Here is an 18,980-nt window from a genome sequence, read left to right as displayed (position 1 = left end):
CGTCATTGCGAGATTTTACTAAAGAAACTTCACTTCGTTTGTTTTGCGGTAGCAAAATCGTGGCAATCCAAAATGAAGCACCATTAGTGCGGACAATAGATTGCGAGAGAATTCACTTCGTTCACTCTCTCGCAATGACGGAAAGTATTGTCATACTTAGGGGATTTAAGCCCGAAGTATCTCAAAAAAGGGTTCCAAATAGATTTTACAAATCTATGCCTTTTTCTATGCTTTTTGTAATCTCATATAATTCTTTGAGATATTTCGCTTGTCCTCAATATGACAACAGAAAAAGAGTAGGCAAAATCTAGTATTTGTTATCTTAAGCGTAGCCAAGTATCCAAAGCAAAATCAAGTAGAGATATTTTGGTTTCAAACCTTAAATATCACAAAATAACTACGCGCTTGCGCTTTATACTTGCACATTTACACTTACGCCCCGCTTACTTGCACGCCTACACGCCACTACTCAAACTCCTCTTTTTACTCATTTTTCATTTATTTTCTTGCATTTTTGTGTGTCTTTATGCCAAAATCACGGCTTAAAAACCCAACTTAAGGAAGCGCAAAAATGTCAAATGCAATAAAGCCCTTGATACCCACACGCGAGCTACTAACTATCGGGAGGTATTTTAAGAGCAGATTTGGCGAGCGAGTGAGAAAGATTCCTATATCTCTATCTGGCTTTACTTGCCCAAATATCGATGGTAGCAAGTCAAAAGGTGGGTGCATTTATTGTGATAATGCGAGCTTTTCACCTAGCTTCATAAAAGTGCAAAATCCCACTCACAAATCCACCACAAAACCCACTGCAAGTCTTACTCAAACCAAAATCCCACCCACAACAATGCACTTCGCACTAGAATCAAACCCACTGCTAAAGACACAGCTAGAGGAGCTAGAGGAGCAGTTTTTGTGGCACGCGGAGTTTCACAAGCGCAAGTTTGGCGTGCAAAAATATATGGTGTATTTCCAATCTTTTAGCAACACTTATGCCCACCCGCGCACGCTAAAGGCACTATGGGATAAGGCACTTAGCTTTGATGGTGTAGTGGGGCTAAACATCGGCACGCGCGTAGATTGCGTAGAAAATAGTGTGCTAGAGATATTGGGCGAGTATGTAAAAAATGGCAAAGAAATATGGCTAGAGTATGGAGTCCAAACCGTATCAGAGCACACACTAAAGCTCATAAATCGCGCTCATAGCATAGAGGGCGTGCAAGAGCTATTTACACGCACTCGCAAAAAAGGCATAAAAGTCTGCGCTCATCTCATCTATGGACTACCAAATGAGGACAAAGAAATGATGCTAACCTCCCTAGAAACCACCCTAAAATGGGGAATAGACGCACTAAAAATCCACCCGCTCTATGTCATAGCTGGCACACAGCTAGCAAAAATGTATGAAGCGGGGAAGTATGAACCCATCGATTTGGACTCATATATAGAGCTAGTCGTGCACTCTATCGCGCTTATCCCTAGTGAGATTATCATTGAGCGGATAAGTGCTGGGGCGCATATAGATAGCCTGCTTGCGCCAAAATGGTGCTTTGACAAAAATATCCAAATGCGACTTTTGCGTGAAAGACTGCTAGAAATAGGTATAGAGTATTAGCGAGCGCAAAAGCTAGCAAATATGAAAACTAGCGGGTGTAAAGCACATTAGCAAGCACAAAAACTAGATATACTTGAGGTTTGGCACAAACCGAAGTGCCCTTCTTGTGAGTGAAGTGCAAGCAAAAGTGAAATATCTTTATTTGATTTTTGTTTATGGATTGCCACGCAAGTCTTATGATTTGCTCGCAATGACGGCAAGAATAGAATGCAGATTACTAAAGAAACTCTGCTTACGGTTAAATATGGCAAACTAGATTTATGACAAAAATTAGCCTTGTAATAAACTTAGCTTTTTTTGTCGCTAAACCACCCTTTGATTTTGTTTATCGCTTCTTCAAATACATTGCTATATGGTTCACTGGCGATTCCAAAGCTAGAATGTAGTTTTTCTACTAGCTCTTTTTGTTCGCTATTTAGCGAGGTGGGGTAGGTGATTTTGACTTGGGCGATTAGCCTGCCTTTGCGTGATGAGTTTACTTCTTTTATCCCCTCTCCTGCGAACATAAACTGCTCTTTGTCTTTGGTGTTTGGCGGGAGGTTTAGCTCTAGATTTTCGCCACGCAAAGAGGGAATAGGGATTTTCGCTCCTAAGATGATTTGTGTGAAAAACACAGGCACTTCTATATAAATATCGCTTCCGTGTCGCAAGAAATGCTCATCTTCTTTGACATAAATCACTAGATACAAATCCCCTCTACGCCCGTTTTTTAGCTCATTGCCTTTGCCACTAGCGCGTAGCCTCATCTCATCATCGACACCCGCTGGGACATCTATGTCAAAGTCTTGCTTTTCTATGCGGAATCCCTCTCCCTTGCACTCTTTGCAGGGATTTGTGATGACTTGTCCTTCGCCTCTGCATTTAGGGCAAGTCTGCCCTATCGCCATAATCCCGTGCCTGCTAAACACCTGCCCTCTGCCTCCGCACTCTTTGCATTGCTCGACTTTGCCTCCCTCGCTTCCACTGCCATTGCAGGCTTTGCAGGATTTTTTATAGTGTGTGGATACTTTTTTCTTACACCCAAAAACCGCTTCTTTAAATGTCAAGTCAAGTCGGTCTATAAAGTCTGGGCTGTATTTCTCATCGCTTCTATTTCGTCCTCTGCCACTGCCAAATCCAAACGCCTGTCCAAATATACTTCCCAAATCATCAAAAATCGAGCTAAAATCCGTCCCGCTAAATCCAAAGCCTTGCTGCTCTAGCCCGTCCTTGCCGTATTTATCATAGATTGCGCGTTTGTTGTCATCGCTTAGCACTTCATAGGCTTCATTTATTTGCTTAAATTTCTCTTCAGCTGCTTTATCATCTGGATTTCTATCGGGGTGGTATTTTAGAGCCATTTTGCGATAGGCTTTTTTGATGATTTCTTTGTCTCCTGTGCGCTCAATCTCTAAAATCTCATAATAATCAAAACTCTCCATTTATGCTCCTAAAATAAATTCTCTAAAAGGCAATATTTAGCTTTAATGCGCCACCATAGGAATAAAGATTTTGCGTTATTTTGCCATTTGCCACCACAGATAGCTTCACGCTTCTGTTTAGCCTAAAATCTACCCCAACTAAAAGTAGCCCAAAACTACGGTATTTTGCATCGTGCATCATTATTTCTATTTCGCCGTATTCATCGACATTTGCTACGCGCAAAAGCGGGTCGTTGTTTTCTGCACCGATAGTTTGCCGAAATCTAGGCGTGATGAAAAAATATACCCTATCATTGCCCAAATACTGCCGAAAGTGCGCACCTAGCTCGATATGTGAGTGCAAGGAATAATTTGGCAAACTCTCACCCTGCTTTTCAATCGCAAACAAACTAGCAATGCTAAACTTTCCATAAGGCTCGATAAAGCTACCTTTGCCTAGCGAAAAAACAAAGCCATAAGAGGCATTAAAATTTGTCGTGCTTGAAGAGATAGCTTTATCAAGTCTGCTAGATTCCAAAAAATTAAAACTCTGGGCAAATCTAGCTTGCAAATGGTGTGCATCGATGAAATTATCTGTATATGCGCCTAGAATGAGTGTGTGTGCTTTTGTGTTGCTCGCAGTGAGTGCAAAATCATTAAACACATAGCTTGCAAAACCACCTACGCCATATCGCTCTACTAAGCCATCATAGCTAAATGTCGCCCCACCGTAGTTTTGCGTTACGGAGTTGCCACTATCGCTTACCCTTACTTGTCCACCAAACGCGCTTATATTGACATTGTGCTGTGAGTCAAAGCGAGTGTTGTAGCGATGAGTGAAAGTAGAGTAGGAATCAAGCGTGCTAGAATCGATATAGGTAGAATCTCTAAATGGATTTTGAAGCGGATTTTGATTTTGCGTAGAATGTAGTTGGTTTGGTATTGCATTTGGCGAAGTGCCTTGCAGTGTGTTTTTGGGGGTGGTTTGGGCTTGAAGTGGGGCAAAGCCAAATGCCAAAAGTGCAACGCACACACAAAAAAATGAAGTGTGAAAAAAGTAAGCACGCAAAAAGCAAAAATAATCACAGCGCGAAATCAAAGAGGGAATAAACGCAACAAAACGCATAAAAGTCCTTTGCATAAAAAGTCTTTTTGTGGGATAAAAGAATTTAGCAATATTTTGCTAAAATACTTGCGCGATTTTAGCAAAATATTCTTACAAAATCTTTACAAAGATACTTAAACGAGCAAAACAAGCAAAATCAAAACAGACAAACATAAGGAGAATCCAAATGAGTAGCAAAGAGCTAAAAGATTTTAGTCTATGGTGTGATTTTGTGGAGAGGGAGTTTTTGGAGTGTGAGTTTGGCAGGCTTTTGGAGCAGGGCAAGTTTGTAGGAGCTACGAGCAATCCTAGCATTTTTGCTAGTGCGATTGGCACTTCTGGGGCGTATAAAGATGATTTAGAAAAGCTAAAGGGCAAAAATGCCAAAGAGAAATACGAGAAGCTAGCTATCGCAGATATTGCCCTAGCAGCAGATAAGCTAGAGCCTTTGTATCGGGCGAATAAGGATTGTGGGTTTATAAGCATAGAGATAGACCCTATGCTATGTGATGATGTGAGTGCGAGCGTGAGCGAGGGGAGGCGACTATATGAGAGTATAGGCAAAGAAAATGTGATGATAAAGGTCCCTGCCACACAAGCGGGATATGCCATAATGGGTGAGCTAGCAAAAGCAGGAATCCACATAAATGCTACGCTGATTTTTAGCCAAGAGCAAGCTAGGCAATGCGCTACCGTGCTAAATGAGAATCTACGCGATGAAGCTAGAGGAGTGATAAGCGTGTTTGTTTCGCGATTTGATAGTGTGGTAGATACAAGCTCGCAAGCGCATCTCATAAAATCTTGCTTTGTGGATTCTTTTGCGCATTTGCTAGATTCTGGGGAATCTAGCGCAAAGTCTAGTGCGGATTTCGCACCTTGTCCAGCACTTGGCGCGCTAAATGCTTTTGCGTGCTATGATGAGATAGAACAGGTGGCAAATCCACATATCCGCACGCTATTTGCCTCCACAGGTGCAAAGCTAGAGGGGCTGCCTAAGGATTATTATATTACCAACCTTGTAGCACCTCATTGTGTGAATACCGCGCCTTTGGCTACTATTGAGGCATTTTGGGAGCGGGCTAATAGCGCAAATGGTGTTGAGAGGATTTTTAGGTGGCAGAGCGAGCAAGGGAGTGGGCAAGGTAGTAAGCAAGTGGGAGAACAGGGAAAAAAAGCCCTAGAATCTATCGCAAAACTAAATCTAGGTGGAAAAACTCTAAGCCAAATCCAAAATGCACTTTTATCAAATGGCTTGCAGGCGTTTAAAGACGCATTTTTGCAAATGCTAAAAGGGCTAGAAAATAGATGAGTGTGGTATAAAGTAGGGTGTTTTTTATGATTGCCCACCCCCTAGCCACTTTATCCACAATTTTTGTAATTTGGGGAGAGGGAAACTTACATTTTGTCGCGCTTTAGTTCGTGTCAAACTTTAGTATGACAAAGTAATACAATTTTACAACCTCTAAAAACTACTTTCTATAAAGATATTTCTACTAAAGCAAAACGGCGATAAAAAATGCTACTTTTACGCCTAAATCCTTTATCTTGCAAAAGCTGAAAAATATGGCTTTTGCCAATGTGATAGCAGCCATTTGTCGCTTTTGTTGAGTAGTGCAGCCAATCAGCACTTCTAAAAAGCCTATCTAGCTCATCTTTGCGCGATAAATCATTATAGATGATAGCAATTCCGCTTTTGTATTTAACCTTTTCAAAGCTATCTACGACAGCGTTTTGCTTGAAAAAAGTCGAGCTTAGGTAAAAATCCGCCTTTTTGTTAAAAATCCACTCTTTGCCACATTCTCGATTTTTTGCTAGGCTCACAGTTACGACTTTTAGAATCTCGCTAAATGGCTCTTTTCCACTATCTTTATACCAACTAAATTCGCGTTTTTCGCTTTTGTGATTTTTGCTATAAATTTGAAAGCAACAATGCACATCGGCGTCCTTGCCACTAGGCGTATAAAAGCTATTTTTAGGCAAAACTTCCTCATAGAGCAAATGCAGATTTTGTGGCACTCGGTAGCGAATCGAGCCTTTACCCAAACTTTGAAAAAACATAGGCAAAATAAAGGCGACAAAATCCGCATTTTGCGCGTGTTTGATAAATTCCAATGCTAAAACACCGCGATGCCCAAAAGGTGGATTGCCAATGACAATAAAAGGCTTTTGTGGTAGCGCATAGCTTAAAAAATCGCTTTGTATCGTGCCAAATTCTGTGGGCTTTATGTCAATGCCGATTGTGTTATCTTTTGGCAAAAGGTTAAAAAACGCACCATTGCCGACACTTGGCTCAATCCAACAAAATTTCGTCAAATCCTCTTTTTGCCCCACGATTTGGCAAAATTTATCAAAAAGTTGCTTGGCAATCTCTGGTTTGGTAAAGTATTCATCAAATTTATTTTTGGCATTATCTTTCATCAAATTGCCATTGGTGTATTTAAATGCCTTACTCATTACTAAAGCCTTTTGTCATAATCACACTTGCTTTAAAATCGTGCTATCTCAAAAACTAGTGCAAAATCTAAAAAATGCTTTTTAGATTTTGCTACCTCATTGCGCAGGGATAAAAGCACTCTCATTTGTCGTAAAGATTCTGTTTTTATATTGGATTTGGTTTGATTGCATAGATTCTTCAAAATATCGCTTAAACCCGCGCTCATACAGTGATAATCCAAATTCCACACCTATGCAAGTCGCATAGCTTACCCAATCATACTGCAAGTCGCTATTTAGTAGTGTGGCGTATTCATTTAGCTTTTTATCACTCTCTCCTATGGCATTTACCACAAAAAAGTTTCGTCTGCTCGATGGCATACTAAGCTGTAAAATCGTGGGGTTAAAATTCACTTGCGTGGATAGAAATCGCTTAGGTGCGCGTGCGGAGTAGCGGATTTGGGATAGCAAAAGACCGCTTTTGGAAGCAGAAGTATTTAGCAAAAGATTTTGCCCTGCGAAGTAGGGGGCTTCTTGGGGGAGCATTCTAGTGAAGTTTGAAGCGTCTTGGTTGTTTATGGTGCGCTGTCTAGATGGGCTTAGGTTGTAAGTGTTAAAGAGATTTGTGAGGTATAAGCCGATTTGGCTATCATCGCCGTATTCTACCACGCGAGCGTCCCTCATTAGTGGCAGTAGCATATCAAGCTGTTCTTTGTAGCTGATTCCACCAAAGTATAGATTTCTAGGTGTGCTTTTAGCTATGCGCTCTTTGTTTATCGTAGGCACATAGGTAGGATAAGTAATCCACACACTATCAATTAGATTTTCTACGCCTTGCTGGCTAAGTATAGCTATGACTAGGTGAAAATTGCCTTGTTTTATCCTATCATAGTGGGTTTTGAGATTGCGACTACTCTCATCGATACTATCAAACATCTCAAACTCATAGTCTATGCCTCTAGCGATGAGGTAAGCCAAAATCGTGTTGGAAATATTTACAGAGTATCGCCCTACAAGCTGCTTTGGGATAAGTAGTGCTACTTTAAACGCGCTTCTTTTGCTTTTTTTTAGGATTTTGTCATCTTCATAATAGTCATCGCTCAAAACCTCTTGGATTTGCTGATTTTGCGCTATTTGCGCTGATTTGGCTTGCTTTGCTGACTTTGTGGCTTGTTGTTGTGTTTGTGCTTGCTGGAGTGTTGCCCTTATGGGTCTTTTTTTTGAGGAGTTTAGCGCACAGCCTGTGAAAGCAAGCAAGATAAGGATACAAAAAAACGCAGATAAAAAGTTTTTTGGCTTAAAATGTGTGAAGTGTGCAAAAAGTGTAGAATGTCTAAAAGGTGCAAGTTGTGTAAAAAGTGCAAAATGCGTAAGAGGTGTGAAGTGCGTAAAATATGTGAAGTGGGATTTTTTCATAGATTCTCCTTAAATCAAGTAAGCACCAAAAGCGCGTTAAATACTACGCCTAAAAGTGTATCGCCCTAAAGCATACACTAAAAAAATGTGGCAAAAAATGCAAAAAATATAAGCAAGATTTTGTTTTATTTTGTTTTGAGCAAGATTTTGCAATCATATCACATTTTACCCAACACGGCGATAGTTTAGTGCTTCTAGCAAGTGGGATTTTCCTATCTCTTCTTTAGCGTCCAAATCCGCAATAGTGCGTGATAATTTCTTTAGCTTTTGGATACTTCTATGCGATAGGCTAAATCTCTGTGCCGCTTGCAAAAGTAGCCTTTGAGATTCCTCACTAAGCGTGCAAAATTCCTCTATTTCTTTCTCATTTAGCTTGCCATTTGCGTGTTTTTGCCCGCGCTTTATTTGTGCTTTATACGCGCCAAAGACTGCTTCTTGCATTTGTGCAGAAGTGATACTTGGCTTTGCATCTTGCTCATTTTCTTGCATTTGTATAAACATATCGATTCTATCCAAAAATGGCTCGCTTAGTCGCGCTCTATATGAGGCGATTTCTTTTTGGGAGCAACGACACTCTTTGCTTAGGCTTAGTAGATTTCCACAAGGGCAAGGGTTTTGAGCACCGACAAAGAGAAACGAAGTGGGGTAAGCGATTTTGCTATGCACGCGCGAGATGACAAGCTCGTTGTTCTCTAACGGTTCTCGCAGTGCTTCTAGCACTTCTTTTGAGAAATGTGGCAACTCATCAAAAAACAAGATTCCATTGTGGGCTAGGGCGATTTCCCCCGGCTTTGCTTCACTTTGTGTAGCAGAGCCTAGTATGGAGGATTTGGACGCGCTTTGGTGCGGGTTGCGGAATGGTCGCAGTGGCGAGTAGGTGGCTTTTTGTCCGCTTATGGCTTGTAGGCGCACACATTGTATGATTTCGCTTAGACTCATCGGTGGCAGGATTTCGCGCATTCGCTTTGCTATCATACTTTTGCCACAGCCCGGTGAGCCCTCAAAGATGATATTGTGCATACCGCTTGCTGCGATGAGTGCTGCTCTTTTGGCAATTTCTTGTCCTCTCACTTGGGCAAAATCACTGCTAAAAACTCGCGTGTGATAAAACTCCTCGCCGTTTATGTTTATAGAGGCAAAATCTAGGCTTTTTGGCTTGGGTGCTGACTCTGTGCTATCATTTTGCAAATCCGCGTTTTGGATAATCTCAAGCGCGTCTTTTAGATTGCTAGCATAAAAAAGCCTAAGATTTGGAATATGGCAAAAGAGATTTTCCCCCTCTTTTGGGACGATGACTTTTGCGTTTGGGTAGAGTAGAGATACTTCTAAAAGTAGTGGATAGATAGCTTCACTATGTCGTATCTCGCCATCAAGCCCTAGCTCACCAAAGGCAAACCACTTTTGCTCCTCGCTAGCGTTTGTGCCTTGCTTTTGTAGGGCGATAAGTAGGGCGATAGGCAAGTCAAAGTGGCTACCAGACTTGGCTATGTCAGCAGGAGAGAGATGCACTGCTATTTTTAGTGGGGGGAAAGTGAAGTTTATGTGGTTTAGGGCGGATTGGATTCTTTGCTTGCTTTCTTGGATAGCGTTGTTTGCAAGCCCTGTGATGACAAATGCGGGCAGGGCGCGCACAAAAGTGGCTTGCACCTCGACTATCTCGCCACCGATACCATTGCGCGTGGCACATAGGATTTTGTTTACCATTATGGATTTTGCCTTATTTTGATGAAGTGATTGTATTATAATGTTTGTAACATAAAAATCAATCGTCATTGCGAGCGAGCGAAGCAAGCGTGGCAATCCATTTTTTGCTTTTAAATCATATAGATTGTTGCGTTTGTGCTACGCATTCACTCGCAATGGCAGCAAAAGCATAGATTGCCACGCCGACTAAAATCGGCTCGCAATGACAAAAAATATTGTCATACCGAGCAAAAGGCGGAATTGTAGCTAAACTTTGATAAAACTTTGCTTTAGTTAAAATCTTAGTTAAACCTTATGGACAATGAAGCTATGGTAATGAGGTCGTGGCAAAAAGAGCAAACATCGTTATTGTGAGGGGAAAAGCAAGCGCGGCAATCCAAAAGAAGCACCATTAGTGCAGACAATAGATTACCACGAGAATCCTTGCGGATTCTCTCGCAATGACAATAAAAGTCCCCACCCTTGCGGAGGGGATTTAGGGGTGGGTAAATCCACGCAACGCACGGATTCTCGCAACGGCGGGTTTATGGATTACTATGACTTGACTTCATCAAGTCTCGCAATGATAAGTTTTCCACGCTTTTGTCAATACAAAAGACACCCACCCCCAACCCCCCTCCGCAGAGGGAGGGGGAGCTTTTGTTCTATATACGCGTGAAGTGGCAAAAAGCACATTCATTTTGAGATAGGGGTTTTAGGAAATTTACTTGCAAGTTATGACAATATCAAAAATCTATTGCGCATTTTTATCGCTATTGTTTAGCTTTATGATGAGGGTGCGGATTTGCTCAAAGCACTTGTGCAAATCCCTATCACTAGCGTGGTTTATAAACTCTCCTTTTGAGTGCTCTTTGTAGCAAATCTCTTGTGCTAATACACTTGATATGTCAAAATCACTTTGAGTATCTTTGGCTAAATATTGCTTTGGGACATATCCTCGCACTTGCAGTGTTTCTATGGGCAAAATCTCACTAAATTCATTTTTGTAGCACTTCAAACACGATATAATATCTTTGATTTTGTAGCGATTAAATTCATTTGCAAAGCTGGGGTGGCTAAAGGCAAATAAAATCTTGTGGGGGTGGTAGCTTATGCGCACTAGATTTTGCTGCATAGAAAGGGGTAGTGCGGCTTTTAGTCGCTCTAGGCTTTTTTGTGTGTGGAAAGTTTTGCCTAGCTTGGCATAAGCTGGATTTGATAGTATTGAGGAGATGATATGTTTAGCGTTTTTTATAGATTCCATAGAATTAGCCTTTGTAGATTGTTTGGTATTGCGCGTGCGAGCGCATTTTTGGGTATGCTTTTGGGTGTGGTTTTGGCTTTTGGTGGCTGTGGGTTTAAGGGCGACCCATACTTTTCTACGCCAAGTCAGGCAATAGATTTTAAAGACTTAGATAGTATCGACACACGCGTGGAGTAGGCAAGACACATAAGCTATCTAGTCAAAATCATATTATAGTTTTTTGTGATTTTGGCTTTGTGATTAGAAAATCTTGCCTTTTTGCCTAAAAATTTTACTTAAAATTTACTTGAAAAATTTAGTTAGATTTTTTGTGATACTTTATTTTGACTGCTCCCATTTTTGAAGTAGGGCTATATCCTCATAGCTTGTCATATCCACGCTCAAAGGCGTGATAGAGACATATCCATTCATTACTGCTTCAAAGTCGCATAGATTTTCACTGCGTTTTTTCCACTTGATAGGGTGTGTGCCTAGCCAAAAATATTCCTTTCCGCGTGGATTTTTTGCCTTGCGAGTGTCATTGCCATAGAGGCGGTATCCTAGCTCGGTGATTTTGTAGCCTTTGGATTGCTTTGTCTTTGGGATATTGACATTTAGTAGTTTGCGCTTAGGTAAGCACAAGGCTTCATTTCCCTCCAAAATCTCCTTTGCAATTTGGTAGGCAGCGACTTTGGCAAGTGAGAAATCACAATCCCTATCATCGCCCTCTTTGTCTACAAGCTGTGAAATTGCTACACTTGGAATCCCAAAAATACACGCTTCCATAGCACCTGCGACAGTTCCCGAGTAGGTTACATCTTCGCCCATATTACACCCGATATTTATGCCTGATACGACTAAATCTGGCGGATTGTCATAGAGTGTGTTTAGCGCGAGATATACACAATCTGATGGCGCACCGTCATCTAGCTTGTAAAATGAAGATTCTACTTCGTGTAGCGTGAGTGGCTTTGTGATAGTTAGTCCGTGTCCGCAGGCGGATTTTTCACGCGCAGGGGCGACTACTATTACTCGTCCTAGTGGGCTTAGGGCTTGTTTTAGCGCAAGAAGTCCTAGTGAGTCAAACCCATCATCATTGGTAAGCAAAATATTTTTTGTGTGCGTTTTGCCTGAAGTATTTTTTGTTGTATTTTTTGAAGCGTTTTTTGGCATTGTGCCTCCTTAAAAGTAAGAAATTTTATGAAGTGATTTTGCAAATAGCTTATTTGATTTCTTTAAAAAACTCTGCTAGCAAAAATCTAAGGTTTTTTTGTATGCCTTTGGGAAAAGAATCTAGGCTAGATTCTAGCTTATCTTTTAGCTCATTTAGCTTTTGTCTTGCGCCACTTAAGCCTAGCAGATTTACATAGCTATTTTTGGCACTATCATTTTGTGTGGTTTTGCCCGCTTGGGTGCTATCCTGCACTGCATCTATGATGTCATCTCTCACTTGAAAAAACAGCCCTAACTCTAGCCCGAATGATTCTAGCTTGGCGATTAGTTCGCTTGGTGCATTGGCGATTATCGCGCCCATTTTTAGGCTTGTGGCGATGAGTTTTGCGGTTTTGTGGATATGGATTGTTTGGAGTTTTTCTAGGCTTAGTTTTTGGTTTTCATAGTGGCAGTCAAGTGCTTGCCCGATTATCATTCCCTCTAGCCCGCCACTCACAGCTAGTTCGCGCACAAGTGATATAGCCACGCTAGGTGGTAGCACACACTTGCTAAGCAGATAAAACGCATAGGTGTTTAGCCCATCTCCTACCAAAATCGCCGTAGTTTCATCATAAGAGGTGTGAAGCGTGGGGTGTCCCCTGCGCAAAGGTGCGTTATCCATACTTGGCAAATCATCGTGGATAAGCGAATAAGTATGCAGGCACTCTAGTGCGAGTGCGGGCAAAAAGGCGTTTTTATTTAGTATAGGGTTTAGCCCATCGACTACGGCTAGCAAGAGATTTGGACGGAATCGCTTGCCACCATTTAGTAGCATTTCCCAAAAGGCTAGCAAAAAATGCGGGTGAAAATCAGGTGGTAAAAAGCTAGGGCTAGAATCTTGTGAGGTGGAGTAATGGGAGGTGGAATCTTGCGAGGTAGAATTTGGCGAAGTGGAATTTTTTGAGCTAGAATCTTTGTGGCTAGAATTTTGAGGAGTGTAGTTTTGCAGGCTAGAGTGCTTTTTGCACTCTTTTGCGTCAAAAATATTGCTAGGATTTTGCGCTTGCAAAAACGCTTCAAAATCGGCTATTGCTTGTTTGTAGCTTGCGAGATTTTGTGCGGGTTTTGTGGCACAATCGCTAGTGGAATCAAAGGCGGAGCTAGCAGGAGTTTTCATCTACATTCTCTTTTTGGTGTGGATTTGATAAGTGTTTGGGTGGATTTTGTTAGCGGATTGTAGCCAAAATCAACTTAAAAGCGCAAAAATTTGTGAATCTTAACAAAAAATACAATAATATATCACACTACTTTTAAAAGAAAAACCAAAGGAGCTAAGAAAATGCAAGGGCATAAGACAATCTCAAGCAAAAAAGCAAGAGAAAAAATAAAGCCAATAAGCGCAAGTAAAAACGCGAAAAATAGTGTAGTTTTTGGAAGTCTTTTTTTGGCTTGCTTTGCGTTTGGAGAGCCACTTTCAAATGCGCAATCAAACTCTCAATCTAGCCTGCAATTTAGCGCACAATCAAATCCACAATCTAGTGAAGCAAATTCTTACACGGGCGATAATGCAGAATCTAGCCTAGATTCTAGCAAAGATTTTGGCACGGATTCTAGCCTAGATTTGTCTTCTAGTGATTCTAGTCAAAAACCTAGCTTTAGTAAAGATTCTAGTAAGGATACGGATACAAAGCCAGTCAAAAAGCCCACTTCTATCGTGGAGGGAGAAAAATTTAGCCTTATCTACACAGGCTGGGTGGAGAGCTTTAGCAAAATCGGGTTTAACAACCAAAGCATAGATGCTAATCTAGGAAAATACCCAACCGATAGCTTTAGTGCTATGGTGGGTAGCTTTGGGCTAAAAAGCGAGCTAAAATCCCAAATCCAAACGCTAAAAGCAGGGCTTAGCGTAACTGCGGGTGCGCTTGTGTATGACTCTAGTAGTGAGCCATATCCCGGTGGCACAGGAAGCGTGATGAATGAATACATAGGAATGTGGGAGGGATTTGACTTACAAGGAAAAAGTAGCGTAAAGCGACACTATTATGTGGTAAATAACGCATACTTGGATTATGAGCTAAAGCTAGGTGCAAAAAGTGGATTTTATCTAAAAGGCGGGCGATATGAGTCAAGTGCGGAATATATGAGTGGCTATACGCAGGGCTTTGAGGTGGGGCTAAATCTAGGCAATCTCAAATTGTGGTGGTTTAGCTCCTATGGCAGGGCGTTTGCGTATGGGCAGTGGCTAGTGGATTTTTATGCCCCACGCGGATATGTTGATAACAGTGGTAAATTTATCCACAACGGAATCCACGCATTCAAAGCGACATATAGCTTTTTGGGACTTGATATTATCCCAGCGGTGTATTTCTCAAAAGGCACTTATATAGCCCCAATCATTGAGGCTAGATATGATAGCAAAAGAGATTTTGATGGCAAGGGATTTCGCTCCCAAACCACCGTGCATTTTATGAATCCACTTCACGAATCGCGCGTGGTTGGAAACTATCGCTATGGCGACTTGGTAGGCAAGGAAGCGCAGACACTATATATCAAGCAGCGATTTGATATAAATCAATACAACTTCGGGCTTGGACTGTATAAAAACTTTGGCAATGCAAACGCTTACATAGGGACTATTGGCAATCCTTTGAGCTTGGATTTGTGGACTACTACGGCGTATGACTTGGGGCGAAATATCAGCGATATGATTGGCAAAGATGCGATTACGCCATTTGTGTTTGTGGGCGGGAAGCACTTTGATAATAGATTTAGCTGGAATCTTATTTCTCGGTATAGTGATTCTAGGAGAAGTGAGGAGGCTTCTATCGCGGGCTCTTTCTCTTATGCGCTTGGCGGTGGGCTTAGCGTGGGCGTGAAGCTAGAGTGGCTAAGAGATGCTACCAAAGCAGGCTATCGCGTGGGCTCAAATGGTAGTGGTAGCATAAATGGCGTAGCTGGTGCTAGCAGTGAGGATACAACAAAATCCACTCCCAAACGCACTGATGATAGAAGCCATAGCTTTATATGGGTAAGGTATGAGTTTTAGGGTTTTTACTTAGGGCAAGATTTGAGCTAGGAAGTAGATTTTGCTTGATAGATTCACTATTTTTTATCTAAAAAATAGAATTTTTAACGAACATTTATTATAATTACGAGGTCGCTTGAGGTCGGGCTCAAGTGCGAAATATTTTTGACTATCAAGGAGCAATCAAATGAGCAAAATCCTGCTTATCGAAGATGATTTAGAAATACAAGGACTTATTAAGACTTATTTAGAGCAAGCAAATTTTGAAGTGATAGCTACTGCTTCTCCACTAGAGGGGCTAGAAATCATCAAAGAATCTCGAAATGGCATAGAACTAGTGATACTTGATTTGGGATTGCCACAAATGGACGGCTTGGAGCTGTGCAAAAAGTTGCGACAAGAGAGTAAAATCCCTATCATTATCTCTTCGGCTCGTGGCGATATTTACAACAAAATACAAGGCTTTGACAAAGGGGCTGATGACTACCTATCAAAGCCCTATGAGCCTGTGGAGCTTATCGCTCGTATAAATGCTTTACTTCGTAGACTAAAACCAAAAGAAAGTGCCTTTGGTCCTTTACGCATAGATACTCAAAAGCGAGAAGTTCATCTAGATGGTGCGCTTCTTGATTTGACAAATACGGAGTTTGACATACTTGCGCTTCTTATCGAAAACCGCCTACACCCCATAAGCCGAGAATCTATCGCAAATACGATTTCTACCATACACGATGATAGCTCACTGCGCAATGTAGACACGCATATCCGCAACCTCCGCATAAAGCTAAATGACAATGCAAAAGAGCCAAAGTTTTTGCAATCTGTGTGGGGGATAGGCTATAAGTTTTGCTTGTAGTTTTTGTAAATATAAATGGCAAACTGCTGTTGTGGTGGATAAGATTTAGCTTTGTAAATCAAGCAATGTATTGATTTTGAAGTCGTTATTTTTGTATTAAATTTTGCTTGGTATAGTGCGGGCTAAATTTATCCCAAAAGGAGACAAAATGAAACAACAATCTACACAAAACGAAATGGCAATATGCAAAAAGCAAAGCATAAGCGAAAGTGCAAAACGATTTGGAAAATATCTCGCTTGCTCTACATTGCTGGCGGGTATGCTCACAAATAGTGCTAGCGCACTAGGTATAGGCAGCTTCAAAATCAACCCCGATATAGGCGTGTCTGCGGGAGCTAATGTCCACGACGGTAGTGCGCTAAATAATGCGTTTTTGCTAGGTGGATATGCTCGCGTGTGGCTAGGCGGTAGCTTGACAATCGCGCCAATGGTGAAGTATAACTATGTATTTGATAAAAACAAAGCAAATGGCTTTGGTAATCTGCAAGTGGGTGGCTTGCTAGGATATAGAGTGTGGAGATTTATCCCTTATATCGGTGGGAGCTACTCTCGCTTTGATAAAATCGGCTATGAGGACACTGCAGCGATAAACTATGGAATCAATTTTGATATTCCTGTGTTACCGCTAAGTGTGGGACTAGATGTATCCTCTCAAAATCCAAAAGTCATCGGTAGTGTGCGCGGTGGCTGGCAACACCAAGTCGCAGTTACGCTTGGGCTTTATTTTTAGGTAATTTTTGGAGGGGGATTTGAAGGCTTTGTTTTTGATGATTTTTTAAGGAGGGGCTAGGGCTTTTGTTTTTGCTTTGAAGCCTTATCTTTAGCGTGAGGGAGTTTGGTGGAGTGGGTTTAGTTTTTTACTTCTGCAAAAATTTACTTCTATCTGTGAATCTTGTCTCTTTCTTTTATATGACTTCTTTGCTTTATGGTAAGTGCTTTTTTAGAATCGTGCTTAAAGTTTGATTGACTTTCTAACTTTTTCTGTTTTTTGTTTATTACTTTTTTTGTCATTCTTAAGGGCTTTGCAAAATGCTGTGTAAAAAATCGCACGATAAAAGTTTTTGGCTAATGGCAACTGACTTGTGCACCGAAGTTCTCATCGTATTTATAGTCCCTTATGATTCCTTGCCAGCGCACTTTTTTGTTGTATTTTAGAGGGGATTCTAGCTCTAGCACTTCCACAAACGCATCAAGTGGGATTATGTAGTCAAGTATTTTGTAGGCTTTGAGTGCGTATTGTGAGGGTGGCTTGGGCTGTTTGGGTGGCTTTTGTGTGTTTTGCTCTGTGGGTTTGGTAGGACTTGATTTTGCATCTTGCTTTTGCTCCGCGTTTGATTCTTCTTGCGATTCTATCGTTGGTTTTTCTTGTGGCTCTTGCGAAGATTTTGCCTCGCTAGAATCATTAGATTCTTTTTGTTTATTAGCGAAATCTTGGTTTTGTGCTTGGCTAGATTGTTCGTTGGTTTGATTAGATTGTTCATTATCTTGGCTAGATTTTTTGTCATTAGAATCAATTTGGCTAGAATCTGTTTGAGAATCGGCTTGGAGAGAATCTGCTTGAGTGGAATCTATTTGGCTAGAATCTGCTTGATTAGAATCTAGTAAGGCGAGATTTTTAGGCTTTGGCAGGATATTTGCCCCCTCACGCTTTGGGATAATCGTAAGAAAACATTTCTTTAGTGGTAGCTTTGCTTTGCTTGTGATTTCTATGTCGTAGTTAAACCCCGTAGTATACACAAATGGGCGAAATTTGTCATATCGCACTTCTATGGGATAGATTATTTTTTGAGATACGGCAGAAATCCCATAAGGAATGCCAAGCAAAATTCCCGTTTCAATAAGAAAAAACACAAAAAGAATGCGTCTAAAACCCCAAAAAATAAGCGATAAAAAAAAGCAAAAAGTAAAAACTAGGAAAAAGAGCATAAACACGCCGATTTCGGCAAATGTGATATTATCAAGCGAGGCTAGAAGCATAGCCTTTAGCGGCGTGAAAGATAGTGGAGGATACATTACTTATCCTTTATTTTGCTTTTTTGTTTGTTTTTCGTGGTTGTTTTGTGAGATTTTGCTTGACTTTTTGCTTTGGGTGTTTTTGATTTTGTTATTTTTTGCGTGCTAGATTTTTTAGATTTTGCGCTAGATTTAGCACTTCGACTTGCTTTTTCTACTAAGCCACCGATTCCAAATCGCCTTGCTAGCTCGGATTTCACTTGCTCGGGGTGGATATTGTGCTTTGCTAGAGCGACAAGGCTGTGGTAGAGCAAATCAGCGCATTCATAGATAAGGTGGGATTGTAGGCTTTTATCGGTAGAGTCTTTTTTGGATTTTTTTGCTTCTTTGGTGTTTTTTTTGCAATCTTTTTTGGGACTTGCTGATTGGAAGTCTTTTAGGGCGAGGGCTACTTCGCTAGCTTCTTCGATGATTTTCTTTGCGATTGTGTCGACACCTTTGGCATAGAGAGAGGCAGTATAAGAAGTGCTTGGGTCGGCACTTTTGCGCTCCAAAAGTGTGTGGTATAAGTCATCAATTATGCCATAGCTTAGGTTTGATTTTGGTGGTTTTGCTTGATTTGTGGATATGAAATCTATCTCTCTAAAAAAGCAACTTTTTTGTCCTGTGTGGCAAGCAGCACCTTTTTGCTTGATAATAAAAACAAGTGCGTCATTGTCGCAATCAATAAGGACTTTTTGCACGATTTGTATATGCCCGCTTTGCTCGCCTTTGCGCCAAATGCGATTTTTGGAGCGAGAGAAGTAGTGCATTTGCCCACTTTGCAGAGTGAGATTTAGGGCTTCTTTATCCATAAAAGCAAGCATTAGGATTTCTTTGGTGTCGCTATCTTGAGCGATTGCGGGGATAAGTGGCGAGCTATCCCACGAAAAAAGCGAGAGAATCTTTTGGATTTTGGTGTTTTGTGGCATTGTTTTCCTTTGCTTGCCTTTGATTCGCCTTTATTGATTTTGCCAAGTTTTTACACTTTTTGCTAGAAATGTGCTTTTCTTGGCACAGTTTTTTTGCAAAAACTGATTTTGCAAAAAAACTTATAAAA

Annotated in this window: 19 protein-coding genes; 8 read left to right on the top strand and 11 right to left on the bottom strand. The window is 41.1% G+C overall.

Annotated features, from left to right (window positions below; all coding sequences use genetic code 11):
* Nucleotides 1-5 precede the first annotated feature (5 nt).
* Nucleotides 6-311: a hypothetical protein gene (locus HMPREF2086_RS11550; RefSeq protein WP_148374479.1), complete on the top strand. Its 306-nt coding sequence runs from the start codon at nucleotides 6-8 to the stop codon at nucleotides 309-311.
* Nucleotides 312-571: 260 nt separating this feature from the next.
* The gene (locus HMPREF2086_RS05930; protein WP_023927861.1) at nucleotides 572-1,615 is read left to right on the top strand and encodes a tRNA modification radical SAM protein MnmL/YtqA; all 1,044 of its coding nucleotides are present in this window, start codon (nucleotides 572-574) and stop codon (nucleotides 1,613-1,615) included.
* Nucleotides 1,616-1,902: 287 nt separating this feature from the next.
* On the opposite strand, the gene dnaJ is transcribed toward HMPREF2086_RS05930, so the two are convergent.
* Both dnaJ and HMPREF2086_RS05920 read right to left on the bottom strand, forming a co-directional pair.
* Nucleotides 1,903-3,036, bottom strand: a complete 1,134-nt coding sequence (dnaJ, locus tag HMPREF2086_RS05925; protein WP_023927860.1) for a molecular chaperone DnaJ — start codon at nucleotides 3,034-3,036, stop codon at nucleotides 1,903-1,905.
* 22 nt (nucleotides 3,037-3,058) lie between these two features.
* On the bottom strand, nucleotides 3,059-4,141 hold the full coding sequence (locus tag HMPREF2086_RS05920; protein ID WP_023927859.1) for a hypothetical protein: 1,083 nt from the start codon (nucleotides 4,139-4,141) through the stop codon (nucleotides 3,059-3,061).
* A 166-nt stretch (nucleotides 4,142-4,307) separates the two neighbouring features.
* On the opposite strand from HMPREF2086_RS05920, the gene HMPREF2086_RS05915 reads away from it, so the two are divergent.
* A complete protein-coding gene (locus HMPREF2086_RS05915) occupies nucleotides 4,308-5,429 on the top strand; it encodes a transaldolase family protein (RefSeq protein ID WP_023927858.1) in 1,122 nt (373 codons plus the stop codon).
* Between the two features lie 167 nt (nucleotides 5,430-5,596).
* Here the strand turns inward: HMPREF2086_RS05915 and HMPREF2086_RS05910 are convergent, their stop codons facing one another.
* From HMPREF2086_RS05910 to HMPREF2086_RS05900, 3 genes are all read right to left on the bottom strand, one after another.
* Nucleotides 5,597-6,574: an SAM-dependent methyltransferase gene (locus HMPREF2086_RS05910; RefSeq protein WP_023927857.1), complete on the bottom strand. Its 978-nt coding sequence runs from the start codon at nucleotides 6,572-6,574 to the stop codon at nucleotides 5,597-5,599.
* 96 nt (nucleotides 6,575-6,670) lie between these two features.
* Complete coding sequence (locus HMPREF2086_RS05905) at nucleotides 6,671-7,969, bottom strand: hypothetical protein (protein WP_023927856.1); 1,299 nt, start codon at nucleotides 7,967-7,969, stop codon at nucleotides 6,671-6,673.
* A 165-nt stretch (nucleotides 7,970-8,134) separates the two neighbouring features.
* Nucleotides 8,135-9,673, bottom strand: coding sequence for a YifB family Mg chelatase-like AAA ATPase (locus HMPREF2086_RS05900; protein WP_023927855.1), 1,539 nt, complete (start codon nucleotides 9,671-9,673; stop codon nucleotides 8,135-8,137).
* Nucleotides 9,674-10,067: 394 nt separating this feature from the next.
* Between HMPREF2086_RS05900 and HMPREF2086_RS11545 the strand changes: the two genes are divergently transcribed.
* A complete protein-coding gene (locus HMPREF2086_RS11545) occupies nucleotides 10,068-10,331 on the top strand; it encodes a hypothetical protein (protein ID WP_148374478.1) in 264 nt (87 codons plus the stop codon).
* Between the two features lie 75 nt (nucleotides 10,332-10,406).
* On the opposite strand, the gene HMPREF2086_RS05895 is transcribed toward HMPREF2086_RS11545, so the two are convergent.
* Nucleotides 10,407-10,916, bottom strand: coding sequence for a hypothetical protein (locus HMPREF2086_RS05895; protein WP_023927854.1), 510 nt, complete (start codon nucleotides 10,914-10,916; stop codon nucleotides 10,407-10,409).
* On the opposite strand from HMPREF2086_RS05895, the gene HMPREF2086_RS05890 reads away from it, so the two are divergent.
* Nucleotides 10,890-11,093: a lipoprotein gene (locus HMPREF2086_RS05890; protein ID WP_034560412.1), complete on the top strand. Its 204-nt coding sequence runs from the start codon at nucleotides 10,890-10,892 to the stop codon at nucleotides 11,091-11,093. The two genes, HMPREF2086_RS05895 and HMPREF2086_RS05890, sit on opposite strands and share 27 nt — an antisense overlap.
* A gap of 141 nt (nucleotides 11,094-11,234) precedes the next feature.
* On the opposite strand, the gene surE is transcribed toward HMPREF2086_RS05890, so the two are convergent.
* Together surE and HMPREF2086_RS05880 are read right to left on the bottom strand one after the other, a co-directional pair.
* Entirely contained in the window at nucleotides 11,235-12,068 is an 834-nt protein-coding gene (surE, locus tag HMPREF2086_RS05885) for a 5'/3'-nucleotidase SurE (protein WP_023927853.1), read from the bottom strand.
* Between the two features lie 49 nt (nucleotides 12,069-12,117).
* Nucleotides 12,118-13,224 carry a polyprenyl synthetase family protein gene (locus HMPREF2086_RS05880; RefSeq protein WP_023927852.1) on the bottom strand — a complete coding sequence of 369 codons (1,107 nt, stop codon included), beginning with the start codon at nucleotides 13,222-13,224 and terminating at the stop codon, nucleotides 12,118-12,120.
* A gap of 162 nt (nucleotides 13,225-13,386) precedes the next feature.
* On the opposite strand from HMPREF2086_RS05880, the gene HMPREF2086_RS05875 reads away from it, so the two are divergent.
* The 3 genes from HMPREF2086_RS05875 to HMPREF2086_RS10810 all read left to right on the top strand — a co-directional run bounded on the left by HMPREF2086_RS05875 (nucleotide 13,387) and on the right by HMPREF2086_RS10810 (nucleotide 16,658).
* Entirely contained in the window at nucleotides 13,387-15,093 is a 1,707-nt protein-coding gene (locus tag HMPREF2086_RS05875; protein WP_023927851.1) for an outer membrane family protein, read from the top strand.
* Nucleotides 15,094-15,259: 166 nt separating this feature from the next.
* On the top strand, nucleotides 15,260-15,928 hold the full coding sequence (locus HMPREF2086_RS05870) for a response regulator transcription factor (protein ID WP_023927850.1): 669 nt from the start codon (nucleotides 15,260-15,262) through the stop codon (nucleotides 15,926-15,928).
* A 148-nt stretch (nucleotides 15,929-16,076) separates the two neighbouring features.
* Nucleotides 16,077-16,658, top strand: a complete 582-nt coding sequence (locus HMPREF2086_RS10810; RefSeq protein WP_023927849.1) for a hypothetical protein — start codon at nucleotides 16,077-16,079, stop codon at nucleotides 16,656-16,658.
* Nucleotides 16,659-16,807: 149 nt separating this feature from the next.
* Here the strand turns inward: HMPREF2086_RS10810 and HMPREF2086_RS12370 are convergent, their stop codons facing one another.
* Genes HMPREF2086_RS12370 through hisIE form a run of 3 tightly spaced genes read right to left on the bottom strand, consistent with a single transcriptional unit; the run spans nucleotide 16,808 to nucleotide 18,852 of the window.
* Nucleotides 16,808-16,939 carry a hypothetical protein gene (locus HMPREF2086_RS12370; RefSeq protein WP_267902079.1) on the bottom strand — a complete coding sequence of 44 codons (132 nt, stop codon included), beginning with the start codon at nucleotides 16,937-16,939 and terminating at the stop codon, nucleotides 16,808-16,810.
* Between the two features lie 54 nt (nucleotides 16,940-16,993).
* Nucleotides 16,994-17,941, bottom strand: a complete 948-nt coding sequence (locus HMPREF2086_RS05860) for a DUF2393 family protein (protein ID WP_023927848.1) — start codon at nucleotides 17,939-17,941, stop codon at nucleotides 16,994-16,996.
* Complete coding sequence (gene hisIE / locus HMPREF2086_RS05855; protein WP_023927847.1) at nucleotides 17,941-18,852, bottom strand: bifunctional phosphoribosyl-AMP cyclohydrolase/phosphoribosyl-ATP diphosphatase HisIE; 912 nt, start codon at nucleotides 18,850-18,852, stop codon at nucleotides 17,941-17,943. The genes HMPREF2086_RS05860 and hisIE overlap by 1 nt, the downstream gene beginning before the upstream one ends.
* Nucleotides 18,853-18,980 lie beyond the last annotated feature (128 nt).

Source organism: Helicobacter macacae MIT 99-5501 (assembly GCF_000507845.1).
Classification (GTDB): domain Bacteria; phylum Campylobacterota; class Campylobacteria; order Campylobacterales; family Helicobacteraceae; genus Helicobacter_B; species Helicobacter_B macacae.
This window is presented reverse-complemented; position numbering and strand designations above follow the sequence as displayed.

Excerpts from the sequence above, each read along its gene's own strand:
- HMPREF2086_RS05895 (WP_023927854.1), bottom strand. The coding sequence starts at position 10,916 with ATGGAATCTATAAAAAACGCTAAACATATCATCTCCTCAATACTATCA.
- HMPREF2086_RS05870 (WP_023927850.1), top strand. The coding sequence starts at position 15,260 with ATGAGCAAAATCCTGCTTATCGAAGATGATTTAGAAATACAAGGACTT.
- hisIE (WP_023927847.1), bottom strand. The coding sequence starts at position 18,852 with ATGCCACAAAACACCAAAATCCAAAAGATTCTCTCGCTTTTTTCGTGG.
- HMPREF2086_RS12370 (WP_267902079.1), bottom strand. The coding sequence starts at position 16,939 with ATGACAAAAAAAGTAATAAACAAAAAACAGAAAAAGTTAGAAAGTCAA.
- HMPREF2086_RS05915 (WP_023927858.1), top strand. The coding sequence starts at position 4,308 with ATGAGTAGCAAAGAGCTAAAAGATTTTAGTCTATGGTGTGATTTTGTG.
- HMPREF2086_RS05910 (WP_023927857.1), bottom strand. The coding sequence starts at position 6,574 with ATGAGTAAGGCATTTAAATACACCAATGGCAATTTGATGAAAGATAAT.
- HMPREF2086_RS05900 (WP_023927855.1), bottom strand. The coding sequence starts at position 9,673 with ATGGTAAACAAAATCCTATGTGCCACGCGCAATGGTATCGGTGGCGAG.
- HMPREF2086_RS05890 (WP_034560412.1), top strand. The coding sequence starts at position 10,890 with ATGTTTAGCGTTTTTTATAGATTCCATAGAATTAGCCTTTGTAGATTG.
- HMPREF2086_RS05860 (WP_023927848.1), bottom strand. The coding sequence starts at position 17,941 with ATGTATCCTCCACTATCTTTCACGCCGCTAAAGGCTATGCTTCTAGCC.
- surE (WP_023927853.1), bottom strand. The coding sequence starts at position 12,068 with ATGCCAAAAAACGCTTCAAAAAATACAACAAAAAATACTTCAGGCAAA.
- dnaJ (WP_023927860.1), bottom strand. The coding sequence starts at position 3,036 with ATGGAGAGTTTTGATTATTATGAGATTTTAGAGATTGAGCGCACAGGA.
- HMPREF2086_RS05880 (WP_023927852.1), bottom strand. The coding sequence starts at position 13,224 with ATGAAAACTCCTGCTAGCTCCGCCTTTGATTCCACTAGCGATTGTGCC.
- HMPREF2086_RS05875 (WP_023927851.1), top strand. The coding sequence starts at position 13,387 with ATGCAAGGGCATAAGACAATCTCAAGCAAAAAAGCAAGAGAAAAAATA.
- HMPREF2086_RS10810 (WP_023927849.1), top strand. The coding sequence starts at position 16,077 with ATGAAACAACAATCTACACAAAACGAAATGGCAATATGCAAAAAGCAA.
- HMPREF2086_RS05905 (WP_023927856.1), bottom strand. The coding sequence starts at position 7,969 with ATGAAAAAATCCCACTTCACATATTTTACGCACTTCACACCTCTTACG.
- HMPREF2086_RS05920 (WP_023927859.1), bottom strand. The coding sequence starts at position 4,141 with ATGCGTTTTGTTGCGTTTATTCCCTCTTTGATTTCGCGCTGTGATTAT.
- HMPREF2086_RS05930 (WP_023927861.1), top strand. The coding sequence starts at position 572 with ATGTCAAATGCAATAAAGCCCTTGATACCCACACGCGAGCTACTAACT.